The organism is endosymbiont of Lamellibrachia barhami (assembly GCF_011947365.2).
GTDB lineage: Bacteria > Pseudomonadota > Gammaproteobacteria > Chromatiales > Chromatiaceae > QGON01.
In genome coordinates, this window is the sequence record NZ_JAAVSH020000001.1 from 3,313,192 (window position 1) to 3,329,594 (window position 16,403).

The 16,403-nt window shown below is 54.7% G+C and carries 13 protein-coding genes, 1 pseudogene and 1 riboswitch; of the genes and pseudogenes, 8 read left to right on the plus strand and 6 right to left on the minus strand.

The window, feature by feature from the left end; genetic code table 11:
• Positions 1–284: hypothetical protein (locus tag G9Q73_RS15230; protein WP_218649970.1), on the plus strand; the 284-nt coding region annotated here is incomplete at its 5' end.
• Between the two features lie 129 nt (positions 285–413).
• Here G9Q73_RS15230 and G9Q73_RS15235 read toward each other — a convergent pair.
• From G9Q73_RS15235 to G9Q73_RS15245, 3 genes are all read right to left on the minus strand, one after another.
• Positions 414–1,142: a SapC family protein gene (locus tag G9Q73_RS15235; RefSeq protein WP_177420533.1), complete on the minus strand. Its 729-nt coding sequence runs from the start codon at positions 1,140–1,142 to the stop codon at positions 414–416.
• Between the two features lie 67 nt (positions 1,143–1,209).
• Positions 1,210–3,966 carry a beta strand repeat-containing protein gene (locus tag G9Q73_RS15240; RefSeq protein ID WP_218649971.1) on the minus strand — a complete coding sequence of 919 codons (2,757 nt, stop codon included), beginning with the start codon at positions 3,964–3,966 and terminating at the stop codon, positions 1,210–1,212.
• Positions 3,963–4,133 carry a hypothetical protein gene (locus G9Q73_RS15245; RefSeq protein ID WP_177420535.1) on the minus strand — a complete coding sequence of 57 codons (171 nt, stop codon included), beginning with the start codon at positions 4,131–4,133 and terminating at the stop codon, positions 3,963–3,965. The genes G9Q73_RS15240 and G9Q73_RS15245 overlap by 4 nt, the downstream gene beginning before the upstream one ends.
• A 418-nt stretch (positions 4,134–4,551) precedes the next feature.
• Here G9Q73_RS15245 and G9Q73_RS15250 point away from each other — a divergent pair.
• From G9Q73_RS15250 to G9Q73_RS15270, 5 genes and pseudogenes are all read left to right on the plus strand, one after another.
• Positions 4,552–4,758: pseudogene (locus G9Q73_RS15250) on the plus strand (inorganic phosphate transporter); the annotation flags it as partial.
• Positions 4,759–4,866: 108 nt separating this feature from the next.
• Positions 4,867–5,472 (plus strand): serine/threonine protein phosphatase, encoded by a 606-nt coding sequence (locus G9Q73_RS15255; protein ID WP_177420536.1) that lies wholly within the window; start codon positions 4,867–4,869, stop codon positions 5,470–5,472.
• A 3-nt stretch (positions 5,473–5,475) separates the two neighbouring features.
• The gene (locus G9Q73_RS15260; RefSeq protein WP_177420537.1) at positions 5,476–6,930 is read left to right on the plus strand and encodes a metallophosphoesterase; all 1,455 of its coding nucleotides are present in this window, start codon (positions 5,476–5,478) and stop codon (positions 6,928–6,930) included.
• A gap of 306 nt (positions 6,931–7,236) precedes the next feature.
• The gene (locus G9Q73_RS15265; protein ID WP_177420538.1) at positions 7,237–9,048 is read left to right on the plus strand and encodes a Na/Pi cotransporter family protein; all 1,812 of its coding nucleotides are present in this window, start codon (positions 7,237–7,239) and stop codon (positions 9,046–9,048) included.
• Positions 9,049–9,142: 94 nt separating this feature from the next.
• On the plus strand, positions 9,143–9,310 hold the full coding sequence (locus G9Q73_RS15270; RefSeq protein ID WP_177420539.1) for a hypothetical protein: 168 nt from the start codon (positions 9,143–9,145) through the stop codon (positions 9,308–9,310).
• 310 nt (positions 9,311–9,620) lie between these two features.
• Here G9Q73_RS15270 and metF read toward each other — a convergent pair whose 3' ends face one another.
• The 3 genes from metF to metK form a co-directional block, all read right to left on the minus strand.
• Positions 9,621–10,460, minus strand: coding sequence for a methylenetetrahydrofolate reductase [NAD(P)H] (gene metF / locus G9Q73_RS15275; protein ID WP_177420540.1), 840 nt, complete (start codon positions 10,458–10,460; stop codon positions 9,621–9,623).
• Positions 10,461–10,599: 139 nt separating this feature from the next.
• Positions 10,600–12,009, minus strand: a complete 1,410-nt coding sequence (ahcY, locus tag G9Q73_RS15280) for an adenosylhomocysteinase (protein ID WP_177420541.1) — start codon at positions 12,007–12,009, stop codon at positions 10,600–10,602.
• A gap of 16 nt (positions 12,010–12,025) precedes the next feature.
• Positions 12,026–12,104: riboswitch (S-adenosyl-L-homocysteine riboswitch) on the minus strand.
• A 24-nt stretch (positions 12,105–12,128) separates the two neighbouring features.
• Entirely contained in the window at positions 12,129–13,313 is a 1,185-nt protein-coding gene (gene metK, locus G9Q73_RS15285; RefSeq protein WP_177420542.1) for a methionine adenosyltransferase, read from the minus strand.
• A 179-nt stretch (positions 13,314–13,492) separates the two neighbouring features.
• Between metK and G9Q73_RS15290 the strand changes: the two genes are divergently transcribed.
• Positions 13,493–14,050 carry a thioredoxin family protein gene (locus G9Q73_RS15290; RefSeq protein WP_177420543.1) on the plus strand — a complete coding sequence of 186 codons (558 nt, stop codon included), beginning with the start codon at positions 13,493–13,495 and terminating at the stop codon, positions 14,048–14,050.
• Positions 14,051–14,349: 299 nt separating this feature from the next.
• Positions 14,350–16,338, plus strand: a complete 1,989-nt coding sequence (tkt, locus tag G9Q73_RS15295; protein ID WP_177420544.1) for a transketolase — start codon at positions 14,350–14,352, stop codon at positions 16,336–16,338.
• Positions 16,339–16,403: the final 65 nt, after the last annotated feature.

Consider the following 16,403-nt stretch of genomic DNA (forward strand, 5'->3'; position numbering starts at 1 on the left):
GCGGAGGCTATGCTAGCGGGTACATCTATGCCATGAAGTTCAAGACGTTGTACTTGATCGACAAAGCCGGGAACGTGTCGACAGGTTCGCTCAAGGACGTCAGAGGGATCAACCCCAAACTCGTTCTCGATACCCCTTCCTTGTCAAATGCAAATATCATCGGACTGGCCATACCGGGGCAAGCGGGAGTGGAAGTTGCATTCTTGACGAAGATACCAATGAAAAACATCTACAAGTACCGGATACCACAGGGCCAGGGGTGGAATTATTTGGAGTCAGGGTAGTCCCTTGCACAAACCTGGGCGTGCTACGTTAAAGGGGGGCAGACGCTCGCTCTACCCAAGTGAGCAGGCCCGGCTTTAGCCGGATAATCCAGGCTGATATGGACCTGTATTCTATCGAACCACCCCCGTTCAAGCATCTGCATCAGTCGCCGCAAACCGCTCCATCAGACTGTTGAAATTATCCAGTGATGCGAGATGGGTATAGATCCACTCCAACTCATTATTTTTAGCCAACTTTCCGATCACCTCTGCATCGAGATTTTTTAGCCGATCACGGTTGACCGTATAGAACCCTGTCAGTGACATCTTGACGCCGCTGTTCAACTCCACATTGGCATGCATCGGTTCCAGCAGATCCAATTCCTTCAGATGGTTTGAAAAGGTCTGCGAACGTTGAGACTCCACCTGATACTGCTGCAGAAAACCCACCATCCGCTGCAGGTAGACACTCTGACTGCCATCCTCCTCGAACAGCCGTTCTCCCCGGCCATCCTGATTTACACCTTCGTAAGCTTCGTCGATACAGACAGTAAACTCGCTGCCGGTATTCGCAAGGATAAATGGATAACGCCGTACATAGGCCGGCAGATAATCGGCATCCCAGGTCGAACGCCCCTTGATGAAAAGGTTCTGTTCTTTTTCAAACCCCAGCAGCGCAACGGGTGAAAGTGAATTATCATCACCTGAAAAAACAATGGGATAGTAGTGGGATGCCTTGGCGAACTCAACCACCGACAGGAACACGGCATTAGTGGCTTTGGAAAAAGAGCAGTCGTTGCTCTGTTGCACAAAGAAGCCCGCATGGCGCTGTTCACTGACGGGCATCACGGATTGATAAAAGATGGGATTTTCCGACACTTGATTATCCTTTTTTATTTCTTGCAGGTCCGGCTCAAGCCGGACTTCTCATCGACCTGGACAACACCTACCGCATTCTCCCAACATCGCCTATCGACTCATCTGGCGCACAAAGAATCTTTGGGAAGACTCTAACGTGACTCATCCAATTTTTCGGCAGTTCGTATTTCAGATTAAGCCACCCACCACCCATGGTGAGTTCATTGCCACTAAAATCCTCGCCCTCTTCTTCATCCAGAATGCCGGGCATCTTGAGCCCAACCCCAATGACATTGTGGATCTTGATCTGAGATTTCAGAAGGGCTGCATCAACATTTTCAAACTGATCCTGGGATGCGGCCTGAACCTGTCCAGCAAGCAGGCTTTGCACCGCTGACAGATCGGTAACTGTACCCCCGATGGAGGAACGTTCTGCAGTCATCCCTGTGCTTCTCTCGTATTCTGGTTTGCCCATAATGGAATTCACTGTCTCAGTAATGACCTTAGCCCCCTGTCCACTGATGAATGCATTGCTGTTAAAGGCAAAATTCATGGTGCCCACATCCGGCTGTTGGAAGCGCATCGGTTGGGTACCCGTACCGATGGAACCAACGAAACCCAATGCATAAATATTGGCTGTCACGCCGATTCCCATGATATTCACGTTTTCGTTGGTCGCCTTGATGTCACCGAATTCAGAAGTTACATTTATCTCCGCTGCAGCAGTTTCCAGTTGAGAGATGGTGACGTCGTCGTGACCGGTATAAACAATCTGATGGCCAGAGGTCGCAGTGGTATGGGTGCCGGCGTTCATCGTCAGGGTGCCGGTATCTGCAAACACTTTGACAAATCCATTTGCTGAAGTGATATCTCCGGTCTGAAGGATGGAGTCTGCCCACATTATTGTGTCGCCGCCCGCAACTATATCACCAATATCGAGGGTATCTTTGTCTCTGACAGTTACAGCATTGTTACCACTATTGCTTACACTGACAGTGCCTTTGAAGTCGTTGAGCCCATTGCTGAGGGTTATGATATTTTCACCAGTTGTGAAGTTACTGGTTCCATCAATGGTCAGTACTCCACTCTGGGTGATGGGACCCGCTGCCGTGACATTAAGATTAACCAGTGACAGCTCTGGGAGCACAACTCCACCACTTATCGCATTCAGATTCAGATTGGCCACCGTGAAATTGCCGCTGCCAATGATCGTTCCTGCAGACAGGGCTGCCATGCCCAAAGTCTCAACCTGGGTTATATTCATCACCCCTGATTCTGTCACATCGATCGTACCCCCGACTGCCGCTGTACCCCCCTCATTCAAGGTCCGTACCACCAGGGAACCAAACTGGGAGTTGGCATCATTCAGCATGATGTCGGCAGCAGTATCGTTCCGTGTGATAAACGAGGCGATGCCGTTCACTGACAGGGTGCCGCTGTCAGTAATGGCACCCGCTGCACCAACCGTCAGTTGCGCAGTGGTTATCGCGCCTAGATCAATAGGCCCAGTCAGGTTCGTCACGCTGGTGGTACCCGTGCCGTCGGTGTTCACGATCAAGGCCCCATCGAAATCGCTGGCCTGATCCAGGGTCACCGAGCCGTTGGCTGCTGTGGTGGTGAACTGGGCGTCGCCACCGATATCCAGCACGCCACTGTCTGTGATCGTTCCGGCGGCCCCAATTGCCAGCTGTGCGGTGTTGATTGTGCCCAGATCGATGGCATCGGTCAGGTTGGTGACGCTGGTGGTACCCGTGCCGTCGGTGGTCACGATCAAGGCACCGTCGATGTCGCTGGCCTGATCCAGGGTTACCGAGCCGTTGGCTGCCGTGGTAGTGAACTGGGCATCGCCGCCGATATCCAGTACGCCGCTGTCGGTGATGGCGCCCGCTGCACCAATCGTCAGTTGTGCGGTGGTGATTGCGCCAAGATCAATGGCATCGGTCAGGTTCGTCACGCTGGTGGCGCCCGTGCCGTCGGTGGTCACGATCAAGGCCCCGTCGATGTCGCTGGCCTGATCCAGGGTTACCGAGCCGTTGGCCGCCGTGGTGGTGAACCGGGCGTTGCCGCCAATGACCAGTACGCCACTGTCGGTGATGGCGCCCGCTGCACCAATCGTCAGTTGTGCGGTAGTGATTGCGCCAAGATCAATGGCATCGGTCAGGTTCGTCACGCTGGTGGCGCCCGTGCCGTCGGTGGTCACGATCAAGGCCCCATCGATGTCGCTGGCCTGATCCAGGATCACCGAGCCATTGGCCGCGGTGGTAGTGAACTGGGCATCGCCGCCGATGTCCAGTACGCCACTGTCGGTGATGGCGCCCGCTGCACCAATCGTCAGTTGTCCGGTGGTAATCGCGCCAAGATCGATGGCATCGGTCAGGTTCGTCACGCTGGTGGCGCCCGTACCGTCGGTGGTCACGATCAAGGCACCGTCGATGTCGCTGGCCTGATCCAGGGTTACCGAGCCGTTGGCCGCTGTGGTAGTGAACCGGGCATCGCCGCCGATATCCAGTACACCACTGTCGGTGATGGCGCCCGCTGCACCAATCGTCAGTTGTCCGGTGGTAATCGCGCCAAGATCGATGGCATCGGTCAGGTTCGTCACGCTGGTGGCGCCCGTGCCGTCGGTGGTCACGATCAAGGCACCGTCGATGTCGCTGGCCTGATCCAGGATCACTGAGCCGTTGGCCGATGTGGTCGTGAACTGGGCGCTGCCGCCAATGTCCAGTACACCACTGTCGGTGATGTCGCCAGCAGAACTAACTATAAGATCGCCGATAATCCCTAATGTTGGCAGCATGATACTGGCACTATTGATTACTGTAAAAGCCGCCAACTCACGGTTCACCAACTACACCCCCGCAGTGTCCGTTGGCTACCCGCCACTCCGGCGTTGAGCACCAGGGTGTCGGCGCTGTCGGCATCTTCCACCGCGCCGGTGATGGTGATGTCATCCCCGCCTCGCCGTACCGGAGGTGATACCAGGCGATGATGCCACCGCTGGTCCAGACTCAATCGCGCCGGTGAAGGCTCAACGTCTGGTGCTGCCGGGTGGTGGTACCAATAGGGAAGTCGATGTTGCGCCGCTGGTCATTACGATGGCGCCGTCGGCGATATGTTGGCTGATCTACTGTGCGGGGCAGACATTGACTGCCGGGCGTCGGCGGGCATTAAGAGTGCCAACAGCAATTTTGCAGACCACGCTGGCTCGCCACTGCTGGAGCACCAGGGTGTCGGCGCTGTCGGCATCTTCCACCGCGCCGGTGATGGTGATGTCGTCGCCCGCTCCGCCACCGGAGGTCAGGGTGATGATGCCACCGCTGTCCAGATCCACCGCGCCGGTGAAGGTCAATGCTCCCGTGTTGCTGGTGTAAGTGGTGCCGTTCGGATCGATGTTGCCGCCAGTCACCGCGATGGCGCCGTTGGCGATCACGTTGTGCTCGCCTCCAAGACCGGTTTGCCGGTATCTACCACCCAGATTGCGGTCGGCGCGGTGATGGGTGTGGGGCTGGCGCGTGGGGTCGGGGCTATCGATCTGCGCGTGATCGGCAATATCGTTATCTCCTGGCTGGTGACCCTTCCCGTAGGCGGCCTGTTGGCAGCTGCCTTCTTCTTCCTGTTCAAGGGTATCTTCAGCTAAAAAATGCAGCCAAAGGCAGGGCCTCCTCATAAGGGGCTCTGCTTTTTGCTATTCTTCGGTGAGTAATTTCAGCCGGTATCCGGCCACTGCCCCAACATGACGACAACGATGCCGTTTGAAATTGCTCCCCTCAACGACGTACAGATAATAAAGGGTGTCACCTTCCCCGGGCATATCACTTTTCGCCAGCTATTAATCACCGGGCCGCCCGGTGCGGGAAAGAGCAGCCTGATCCGTAAGCTTGGTGGCTGGTCCGAGGAGGGTTACATCGATCTCTCCCAGAACAAGTGGTGGGCTGCGCAAAGCCTCTCCCTGCGCCCGCGTGAGATTCATCTCGGGTTTCCCTTCGTTGGGTTTGAGCAGGCGCTGGCCGTGTTTGATAAGGCGTGGCTTGAGGCTGATGCCAGGCCGGAGATTGATCTTGAGCGTATAAGAATACCGCCGGAAAAACGCTATTTTTTCTCCGTCAACTGGCGTCGGCGTTATGTGTTTGAATTCTTGTTGCCTCCTGCCGGTCTTCTGTTGGAGCGCAGGCTGGAGAGAAGTAAGCGGGGTACGCATCACGTTGATGTGGAACTCGAATTAAAGACCATAGAGACCCAGATTCAGGTATACCGGCAGGCGGCCCTGTATCTGCACCAGCATGGTCTCAATGTCTATCTGAGAGAAGAGAGCGACGGTGCTCCCCTGCAAATCATTGATCCTGGGCAATAACCGATGGCTACACAAAGTTCCAAGCAGCAAAAGGGATTGATGAAACGGCTTAAGGAGAGCTTTTCCGGGTTGGCGCAATGCAAAGAACTGGATCTCAAGAGGGCCTACCTTCTGGAAGACAAGAAGGTTCGCCTGCAGATGGAGAATTATCCGATTCAGCTCAATATCGGCCCCGATGGAAAGACCCTGCATATCTACCCGGAGCGGCCGATGAATCACTCGCAGAAGGGGTTTCAGACGGGACGCTATATCATTTTTGACCCCAAGAGTTATTACAAGGGAGTGTCCGGTTTTATCCCAATCAATGAGGGTAAGAAAATCATCCTGGGCAAAGGCAATGCAGCGCAAAAGGACCTGCTCAACCTTCCGCAGAATATTGCGGAGCGCCACCTCAGTATCGTCAATGATAATGGTAGTTTGGTATTCAAGAATTTAGATGCGAAACATCACGCATGCATCTCACCCCTGTTGAAGGATAAACAGCTCCACCGTATCAACAAATGGAGGCTGGCCAAGCTGAAACGGCTCCGTTCCATTTTCGGTGGCCCTGTCAAAATGCTGCCTGCTGATGATGCCCTGTCGGTGATACGACGAGTCAACAAGGTGATGGAGAAGGAAGCGTACCGGGTAGAGGATGACAGTGGGCAGCCTGGGGGGGTGGTTGAGCTCCCCCCTGGAACGACACCGATTCTTCTCGGTGATCTGCATACCAAGGCGGATAATCTGCTGGTAATTTTGAGTCAGAGCGGTTTTCTCAAGGCCCTGAAGAAGGGCAATGCCGCTTTGGTGATCCTGGGTGATGCCGTGCATTGCGAAGACACCGGGAAACTTGAGCGGATGGAGAGCTCAATACTGATTATGGATCTGATCTTCAAATTGAAGCTGCGTTTTCCACGGCAGGTGTTCTATTTGCGGGGTAATCACGACAGTTTTTCTGAGGAGATCGGAAAGCAGGGTGTGCCGCAGGGGATGCTGTGGGAAAAGGCGTTGGTAAAGATCAGGGGCAAGGCATACAGGAACGAGATGGCACGTTTCTATGAGCAGCTTCCCTATATCGCCTATTCAAAGAATTTCATCGCCTGCCATGCCGGGCCGCCTACCCGTTCCACCTCGCGTCAGGAATTGGTCAATATTCGCCAACATCCGAAATTGATCCGGGAAGTGACCCAGAATCGTATTCGGCGCCCCAACTCTCCCTCCGGGTATTTTAGAAGGGAAGTGAAGAAATTCCGCAAATATTTCGATCTGGCTCCAGATACCCCGGTCATTGTCGGCCATACGCCGATGTCCGTTGATGACACCCTCTGGGAAAATGTGGGTGACATCGATAATCACTATGTGATCTATGCCAGTAATGACCAGTGGGTCGGTGTTATGGCACAGGTGGGTGGCCGGGTTTATCCGTTTCACTACCCCGTCGAGCATTTGATTCCGCTGATCAACGCGATCGAAAATTGAGACCGTCAAGGGCGTCTTTCGGTCAGAGAGGATCAAAACCAGGCCATTGTTACAGTATTATTACGGTTTGATGACATAGCCCAAAACAATTATACTTAAGTTTCTATGGGCTAATAAGTTCTTTTTGGATATAGCCTCTGCAAGCGCCAGCTAACGCACTCAAATGGAGCGGAGATAGTGCAACTATCTTCTGACGTGCGCTGCTTGCCCACTTAGCAAAGAAGTCTGTTACGAAATGCATTCGGAGCGCCTCCACTGAGGAAGCGCGCGGTGCCCTTTTTTTTATTTTTTGGGGAAATTGCCAGAATGATCCGGAAAATCGTCCTACCTACCATTCTGTTCCTGCTTGCTTATGGATTCTGGATCAGCCCCAATTTCAAAGAGATAGCCGCCGGTGTCTCCATCTTCCTGTTTGGCATGCTTTTCCTTGAAGAGGGTTTCAAGGCGTTCACAGGCGGTCTGCTGGAACGCCTGCTTCGCAAAACCACTGACGGCACCTGGAAGGCAATCAGTTTTGGTGTCGTCAGCACCACGATCATGCAATCCAGTTCGCTGGTATCGGTCATCACCATCTCTTTCCTGGGCGCAGGACTGATCGGTCTGGCGGCTGGTATTGGTATCATCTTCGGCGCCAATCTGGGTACCACGACGGGTGCCTGGCTGATTGCCGGGTTGGGTTTGAAGGTAAAGATCTCCGCCTACGCCATGCCGATGCTGGTATTCGGCATCATCATGGTGTTCCAGAAATCCAGAAATCTGAAAGGGTTCGGTTATATCCTGGCCGGACTCGGCTTCCTCTTCCTCGGTATCCATCACATGAAGGAGGGCTTCGAGGCCTTCCGTGACACCATCGATCTGACGGCATTTGCGGTGGCCGGGTATCCCGGCATCCTCCTGTTCACCCTTATCGGCGTCTTTGCCACGGTGGTGATGCAGTCAAGCCACGCCACCCTGGTTATCATTATCACAGCGTTGGCGGCACAGCAGATCACCTATGAGAACGCCCTCGCGCTGGCGATCGGCGCCAATATCGGTACGACCATAACGGCGATCCTCGGTTCCATGAGTTCGAACGTGCAGGGCAAGCGCCTGGCAGGCGCCCATCTCATTTTCAATATGGTGACTGCGATCATTGCCATCATCTTCCTCTATCAGATCGCGGACGGGGTGGATTGGGTCAGCAGTGTCGTTGGTATTGGGGCTGATGACTACACCCTGAAACTTGCGGTATTCCACACTATTTTCAATGTTATCGGGATCCTGGCAATGCTTCCATTCATCAATACACTGGTGAATTTCCTGATGCAGCGGATGCCGGAGAAGATGATATCTGTGGCGGAGCCCAAGTATTTGAACGATTCGGTCATCGAGTTGCCCGACACTGCCATCGAAGCGGTGCGGAAAGAGACTCTGCATCTCTACGATAACGCCTTTGCGATTATTGCCCATGGACTCAGTCTGCACCGGCACGACATACTTTCGGACAAAGACCTGGATGAGGTGGCTGCCGAATCCGCCGAAGTTATGCCGATCGATATAGATGCCGAATACGAGAAGAACGTCAAAGGTCTCTACAGCGAAATAGTCAATTTCACCAGCCGCGCACAGTCAACCATGGAACCGGATCAGGCGGACGAACTTTTTGCCCTGCGTGCCGCCGGACGTGATATTGTCGAGGCGATTAAAGATACCAAGCACATGCATAAGAACCTGTCCCAGTACATCGTCTCGGACAACGAACATATTCGTGCTGAATACAACAGGATCCGTAGCTATCTGGGTTCGGTGTTGCGCCGTTTGGGGGTGGTGCAACAGGAGGGGGACGATCCGACCAGTGTCCTCTCTCTTGACATCATAAAGGTGGAGATGGAAGAGAACGATACGACGGTGAACGGTACGCTTGAATCCCTTATTCGCGAGGAGAGCATTACGCCGCATATGGCCACCTCATTGATGAATGATGCTGCCTATGCTTATGATGTGACCAAGAATCTGGTGCAGATGGGGGAGGTTCTTTTTGCCACGGGTATGCAGTCGATGAAAGACGTAGAACGTATGATCGCCCTGGATGACGAAGACATCGCTGAAGTACTAGAACGGGATAAAAACCCGCTATAGCTGGAGGAATCTCATGAAGATACCAAAATTACTAAAAAGAGTTCAGGAGTACGTTGACGCTGATAAGCTAAAGCAGTGTAAGCGGAAGGACTGTATGAAAGAAGTTCTGCAGAAGCTCAAGAAGCAGCAGCGCGCACTCAAGGATAAACTGGGTAAAGAGAAGAACGAGAAAGAGCGTAAACGCATTCAGAAGGCGTTGGATATCATCTACCTGCAACGAAAAAAGGGCTTGAAGGCACTCAAAAAGTTACAGAAATCATAGCTGTGGGTTGATTGCTACAGTGGTTGTGGCAGAGGACGCGGCGAGAGATTTTCGATGAACCTGCACTGTTTCGACTGTATCTACGGTTAAGCGTATCTTTCATATTCAATCGGGTTGGCAGCTGCATATCAACCGTTGCAGGTATACAGTATTGAACCCGACAGCATGGGTAATTAGTATCCGTCTGAAAACCTCTATCTAACCACTAAGGACACGATGAGCACTAAGACGAGAGATTGATTAACAATATTTTCTTCGTGTGCTTCGTGGTAGAAAACAGTGTTTCAGGACGGACACCAGTCAGATCCAGTCACAACCCAAGATTATTCCAGATTTTCAGCGTTGGTGCTGCCTGGTTCATGGTGTAGAAATGAAGACCCGGTGCGCCGCCATCCAGCAGTCGTCGGCAGAGTTCAGTTACCACCTCGGCGCCGAATGCCCGGATGCTCTCCAAGTCGTCACCAAAACTTTCCAGGCGTTTGCGTACCCAGCGGGGGATCTCCGCGCCGCAGGCATCTGAAAATCTCGCCAACTGCACGTAGTTGGTGATCGGCATGATGCCGGGCACGATTGGGATGTTAATGCCCATGTCGCTGCACTCTTCAACGAAGCGGAAATAGGCGTCAGGGTTATAGAAGTATTGAGTTATTGCGCCGTCGGCACCGGCTTCCACCTTGCGCTTGAAGTTTTTCAGGTCGGTTTGCACGCTGTTCGCCTGTGGGTGAAACTCAGGATAGGCTGCCACTTCAATGTGGAAATGGTCGCCATACCTCTCTTTGATCAGTTCAACCAGTTCATTGGCATAGTTGAGTTCACCCAAGCTGCCGAGTCCGGCCCCTGAGGGCAGGTCGCCCCGGAGCGCCACGAGGCGTCGAATCTCCTGGCCATGGTAGTGATCGAGGATCTGCAAAATCTCCTCATGGTTGGAGCCGATGCAGGAGAGGTGAGGCGCGGTTTCGATCTGCTGTTCACGCAGCCAGTCGACACTGGCAAATGTGCGTTCTTGGGTCGAGCCACCCGCGCCGTAGGTGACCGAAAAGAACTCGGGATTCAGTGCATTGAGCTGGTTGACGGCACTCTTCAGGTTTTCGAATCCCTTCTCCGTTTTGGGAGGGAAGAGTTCAAAACTGAAGGATCGATTCGTTGTCATTGGAATGTCCTTGGCTTAATACGATTTACCGAGATACTCTGTAGGGTGCACTGTGCACACCAAACGGCACTGTTTTTCCGTTCGCAATTGCAATGGTGCGCGAGGCGCACCCTACATAGGATAACCTGACAAACCAGAATTAGTAGCGATAGTGATCAGCTTTGTAGGGCCCATCCATCGGTACGCCGATGTAGTCGGCCTGCTCCTGTGACAGGGTGGTCAGCCTGACCCCGATCTTTTCAAGATGCAGTCGGGCAACCTCTTCATCCAGTATCTTCGGCAGAATGTAGACACCCACCGGGTAGTCCTCAGGCTTGGTGAAAAACTCGATCTGTGCCAATACCTGGTTGGAGAAGGAGTTGGACATAACGAAACTCGGGTGGCCAGTGGCGCAGCCCAGGTTAACCAGGCGACCCTCGGCCAGCAGGGTGATGCGGTGGCCATCGGGGAAGATGATCTGGTCGACCTGAGGTTTCACATTTACCCACTCATGTTGCTTGAGCCTCTCCACCTGGATCTCGTTGTCGAAGTGACCGATGTTGCAGACGATGGCCTGATCTTTCATGCCGGCCATGTGCTCGTAAGTGATGATGTCCTTGTTGCCGGTGGTGGTGACATAGATGTCAGCAACCGGCAGGGCGTCTTCGATGGTGACGACACGGTAGCCCTCCATCGCCGCCTGTAGGGCGCAGATCGGGTCGATCTCGGTAATCCAGACATTGGCACCCAAACCACGCAGGGACTGGGCAGAACCCTTGCCGACGTCGCCGTATCCACAGACCAGGGCGACCTTGCCCGCAATCATCACATCGGTGGCGCGCTTGATGCCGTCCACCAGGGATTCGCGGCAGCCATAGAGGTTGTCGAACTTGGACTTGGTGACCGAATCGTTGACGTTCATGGCGGGAAACAGCAGTTTGCCCTCATTGAACATTTCGTAGAGGCGGTGAACCCCCGTGGTGGTCTCTTCGGTAACGCCTTTGATGGATTCGGCCATCTTGTGATAGCGCTTGTTGTCTTCCGCCAAACTGCGCTTGAGTACGCCGAGGATAATCTGCCACTCCTCCGGGTCGTCATCTTTTGGCTCCGGGACTGCGCCCGCGTCGCTGTATTCAACGCCTTTGTGAACCAGCAGGGTGGCGTCGCCGCCGTCGTCCAGGATCATGTTGGGCTGTTGGCCGCCGGGCCAGTTGATTACCTGCTCGGTGCACCACCAGTACTCCTCCAGGGCTTCACCTTTCCAGGCGTAGACAGGGATGCCGCCTGCGGCGATGGCGGCAGCAGCATGGTCCTGTGTGGAGAAGATGTTGCAGGAGCACCAGCGAACCTGAGCGCCAAGGACGGCCAGGGTTTCGATCAGTACTGCGGTCTGGATGGTCATGTGCAGGGAGCCGGTGATGCGTGCGCCGGAGAGGGGTTTCTCCTCACCATACTTTTCGCGCAGGGCCATCAGGCCCGGCATCTCGGTTTCGGCGATAGCGATCTCTTTGCGTCCGTAGTCGGCAAGAGAGATGTCGGCGACCTTGTAGTCAGTAAATTCGGCGTTCATTTATCAATCTCCGAGAGACAAATGAGCGCCGTTTTTTGAGTTGCCCTCTTCCCGAGCCTGACGGAAGTGTTTCCGCTGCAGCGCCCCTCGGGGAGTGGGAGGAATAAAAATGCTTGGTTTTAAAGTCCTGCGTCGGCCTTGAGTGCTTCCGCCTTGTCGGTTTTTTCCCAAGTGAAGCCTTCGTCCTCACGGCCAAAGTGACCGTAGGCGGCGGTCTTGCGGTATTTGATCTGCTGGGTGTTGAGCAGATCCAGCATCTTGAGTATGCCATAGGGGCGCAGATCGAAGTGGTTGCGCACCAGTTCAACGATCTTCTCATCGGCGATCTTGCCGGTCCCGAAGGTCTCAACCATGACGGAGGTGGGTTCCGCCACGCCGATGGCGTAGGAGACCTGGATCTCACAGCGGTCTGCAAGACCGGCGGCGACGATATTTTTTGCCACATAACGACCGGCATAAGTGGCGGATCGGTCGACCTTGGACGGATCCTTACCGGAAAAGGCTCCGCCGCCGTGACGGGCCATGCCGCCGTATGTGTCAACGATGATCTTGCGCCCTGTCAGGCCGCAGTCACCCACGGGTCCGCCGATGACGAAACTGCCGGTGGGATTGATATGGATCTTTTCCAGAGGACATTTGGTCAGCCACTCCTCTGGTAGCACGGGCATGATGATATTCTCCATCACCGCTTCGCGCAGATGGGCATGATCGATATCTGGATCGTGCTGGGTGGAGAGCACCACTGCATCGATACCGGTAACCTTGCCGCCTTCATAGCGGAGTGAGACCTGGCTCTTGGCGTCGGGGCGCAACCAGGGCAATACCCCGGTCTTGCGAATCTCCGACTGGCGCTGCATCAGCCGATGAGCAAAGGTAATAGGGGCAGGCATCAGCACGTCGGTCTCGTTGGTGGCGTAACCGAACATCATGCCCTGGTCGCCGGCGCCCTGCTGCTCAGGGCTGGTGCGGTCTATGCCCTGGGCGATATCGTTGGACTGTTTGCCGATGAGCGACATCACGGCACAGGTAGAACCGTCAAACCCCACATCGGAGCTGGTATAACCGATGTCACAGACCACGCCTCGCACCAGTTCGTCCAGGTCGATCCAGGCCTCGGTGGTGATCTCACCGGCGACGATCACCGCACCGGTCTTGATCAGGGTTTCGCAGGCCACCCGGGCCTGCTCAGGGTTGGGATCCTGTTCAAGGATCGCATCCAGCATGGCGTCGGAGATCTGATCCGCCACCTTGTCAGGATGTCCCTCTGAGACAGATTCTGAAGTAAATATGAATTCGTTCGCCATTGCACTAAGTTCCTTCCGTAATCCCTTATAGATTAAGGGTGTTGAAGATGCGTTTATACCGGCATGATTTTCTCTATGAAATAGATGCCGTCAAAAAGTGATCGGCGATTTTACACCCAGCTGGGGTTTTTGCATAATGCCGACCCGTGTTCCAATTCAAATTATTGAGGGTTTCAATAGTGGTTTCTCTACAAACGCCAGTATGTGATTTCGGCAGGTCTGCGCCGAACTTTAATCTGCCGGGGGTCGACGGTAAAACTTGGACACTTGACGCCTGCAATGGGGAGAAGGGTCTGCTGGTGATGTTTATCTGCAATCACTGTCCCTATGTTAAGTCGATCAGGGATCGCATTGTGCGGGATGCGAGAGAGCTGAAAGCCTTGGGCATCAATTGCGTGGCCATCATGTCCAATGATCCGGCGGAGTACGAGGAGGACTCGTTCGAAAACATGCGGCGGGTTGCTGAGACGTTCGATTTTCCCTTCCCCTACCTCTGGGATGAGAGCCAGGAGATTGCCAAGTCCTACGGTGCGGTTTGCACGCCGGATTTCTTCGGTTACAACGCAGATCTGCAACTGCAGTATCGGGGGCGTCTTGATGAGAGCCGGAAAGATGCTGCGCCGGAGGGTGTGCGGCGTGATCTTTTTGAGGCGATGAAGCTGGTGTCCGAAACCGGCGCTGGTCCCGCAGATCAGATCCCGAGCATGGGTTGTTCAATAAAATGGCTCGAATCCTGAGCCGGTCGACATGATTACAATTTCAGGATATTCAAATTTTCCCATCAAGCCAGCTTATTACCCCTATAAAGGCAGCTAAATTGCCGATGGCTTTAGCTTAGGGGAGAATGGCTCACCTTTTGCCCTGCGGTGGGGTGCCCGAAACCTCATATGTTGAAGTTTTCGGCATACACCGACGTGAACGACAGTGGCTGGTGACAGTGTTCCCGGCCGGGTGGCTGACTATCAGGCTCGTAGCCTTTACTGGTCGCCAAGTGGAAACAGACGAAATTTCGTACATTCAAATAGGAGAGGGGTCAATGTCCTCACGCAGAGAACTTGCCAATGCTATCCGTGCCCTGAGCATGGATGCAGTGCAGAAAGCCAATTCAGGTCACCCAGGCGCGCCCATGGGCATGGCCGACATCGCTGAAGCCCTGTGGAACAGCCACATGAAGCACAATCCGGCTAACCCGGACTGGGCGGATCGTGACCGTTTCATCCTATCCAACGGCCACGGTTCCATGCTGATCTACTCCCTGCTGCATCTGACCGGTTACGACCTCAGTATGGATGATCTGAAGAGCTTCCGTCAGCTGCACGCCAGGACGCCGGGTCATCCCGAGTACGGCTACGCACCCGGCGTCGAGACCACCACCGGTCCCCTGGGTCAGGGCATCACCAACGGCGTGGGCATGGCCCTGGCCGAGAAGACCCTGGCAGCCCAGTTCAACCGTGACGGCCACGACATCGTCGACCACAATACCTATGTTTTCATGGGTGACGGCTGCATGATGGAAGGTATCTCCCACGAAGCCTGCTCTCTGGCCGGTACCCTGGGTCTGGGCAAGCTGGTCGCCTTCTGGGACGACAATGGCATCTCCATCGACGGACACGTCGAGGGTTGGTTCACCGATGATACCCCCAAGCGTTTCGAGGCTTACGGCTGGCATGTCCTTCCCGGTGTTGACGGTCACGATGCAGATGCCCTGAATGCTGCAATCGAAGCCGCCAAGGCAGTTTCTGATAAGCCAACCCTGATCTGCTGCAAGACCACCATCGGTTTCGGTTCCCCGAACCTGGCCGGTACCCACGACTGCCACGGCGCCCCCCTGGGTGATGATGAGATCAAACTGACCCGCGAGCAGTTGGGCTGGAGTCACGGTCCGTTCGAGATTCCTGAAGACATTTATGCCGGTTGGGACGCGAAGGATGCCGGTGCTGCCGCCGAGTCCGCATGGAATGACAAGTTTGCCGCCTATGAATCTGCGCACCCTGAATTGGCAGCCGAGTTCAAGCGTCGCATGGCTGGCGATCTGCCCGCCAACTGGGAAGGGGAAACCAGCAAGTTCATTGCCGAAGTCAATGCCAAGGCCGAGTCTCCTGCGACCCGCAAGGCTTCTCATAACACCCTCAACGCTTATGGTCCGTTGCTGCCTGAGTTCCTTGGTGGTTCCGCCGACCTGTCCCCCTCCAATCTGACCTTCTGGTCTGGTTGTAAGGCGATCACTGAAGGTCATGCCGACGGCAACTACCTCTCTTACGGTGTACGTGAATTCGCCATGTCCGCCATCATGAACGGCGCCACCCTGCACAGTGGTTTTATCCCCTACGGCGCCACCTTCCTGATGTTCTCCGAGTACGCCCGTAACGCGCTGCGTATGGCGGCGCTGATGAAGATTCAGTCGATCTTCGTCTATACCCATGACTCTATCGGTCTGGGTGAGGATGGCCCGACTCATCAGCCGGTCGAGCAGATCCCGACCCTGCGTATGATCCCCAACATGAGCGTCTGGCGCCCCTGTGATGCAGTCGAGACTGCAGTGGCCTGGAAGTGCGCGGTAGAGAAGAAAGACGGTCCTTCCTGCCTGATCTTCTCTCGCCAGAACCTGCAGCATCAGAACCGCAGCGAAACGCAGATTGCCGACATCGCCAAGGGCGGTTACGTGCTGGTCGACTGTGACGGAACGCCTGACGTGATCGTTGTGAGCACTGGTTCTGAAGTGGATCTGGCGGTCAAGGCTGCAGCCGAGTCCAGCAAGAAGGTACGCGTGGTCTCCATGCCTTGCACCAACGTCTTCGACGCTCAGGATGCCGCTTACAAAGAGTCTGTGCTTCCCGCCGCCTGCACCGCACGCGTGGCTGTTGAGGCTGCTGTCACCGATGGTTGGTATAAATACGTCGGTTTGAACGGCAAGGTGATCGGTGTCGATCGTTTCGGTGAATCTGCACCTGCAGGCCAGTTGTTTGAAGAGTTTGGCTTCACCGTGGCAAACGTTGCCGCCGCTATCGACGAAGTATCTGCCTGATTCTGCAATGACAGGGCGTCTGATGGCGCCCTGTTGACCCAATCTATAAAGTTTACGTTCTTACG

Excerpts from the sequence above, each read along its gene's own strand:
- G9Q73_RS15265 (WP_177420538.1), top strand. The coding sequence starts at position 7,237 with ATGATCCGGAAAATCGTCCTACCTACCATTCTGTTCCTGCTTGCTTAT.
- ahcY (WP_177420541.1), bottom strand. The coding sequence starts at position 12,009 with ATGAACGCCGAATTTACTGACTACAAGGTCGCCGACATCTCTCTTGCC.
- metF (WP_177420540.1), bottom strand. The coding sequence starts at position 10,460 with ATGACAACGAATCGATCCTTCAGTTTTGAACTCTTCCCTCCCAAAACG.
- G9Q73_RS15260 (WP_177420537.1), top strand. The coding sequence starts at position 5,476 with ATGGCTACACAAAGTTCCAAGCAGCAAAAGGGATTGATGAAACGGCTT.
- G9Q73_RS15255 (WP_177420536.1), top strand. The coding sequence starts at position 4,867 with ATGCCGTTTGAAATTGCTCCCCTCAACGACGTACAGATAATAAAGGGT.
- metK (WP_177420542.1), bottom strand. The coding sequence starts at position 13,313 with ATGGCGAACGAATTCATATTTACTTCAGAATCTGTCTCAGAGGGACAT.
- tkt (WP_177420544.1), top strand. The coding sequence starts at position 14,350 with ATGTCCTCACGCAGAGAACTTGCCAATGCTATCCGTGCCCTGAGCATG.
- G9Q73_RS15270 (WP_177420539.1), top strand. The coding sequence starts at position 9,143 with ATGAAAGAAGTTCTGCAGAAGCTCAAGAAGCAGCAGCGCGCACTCAAG.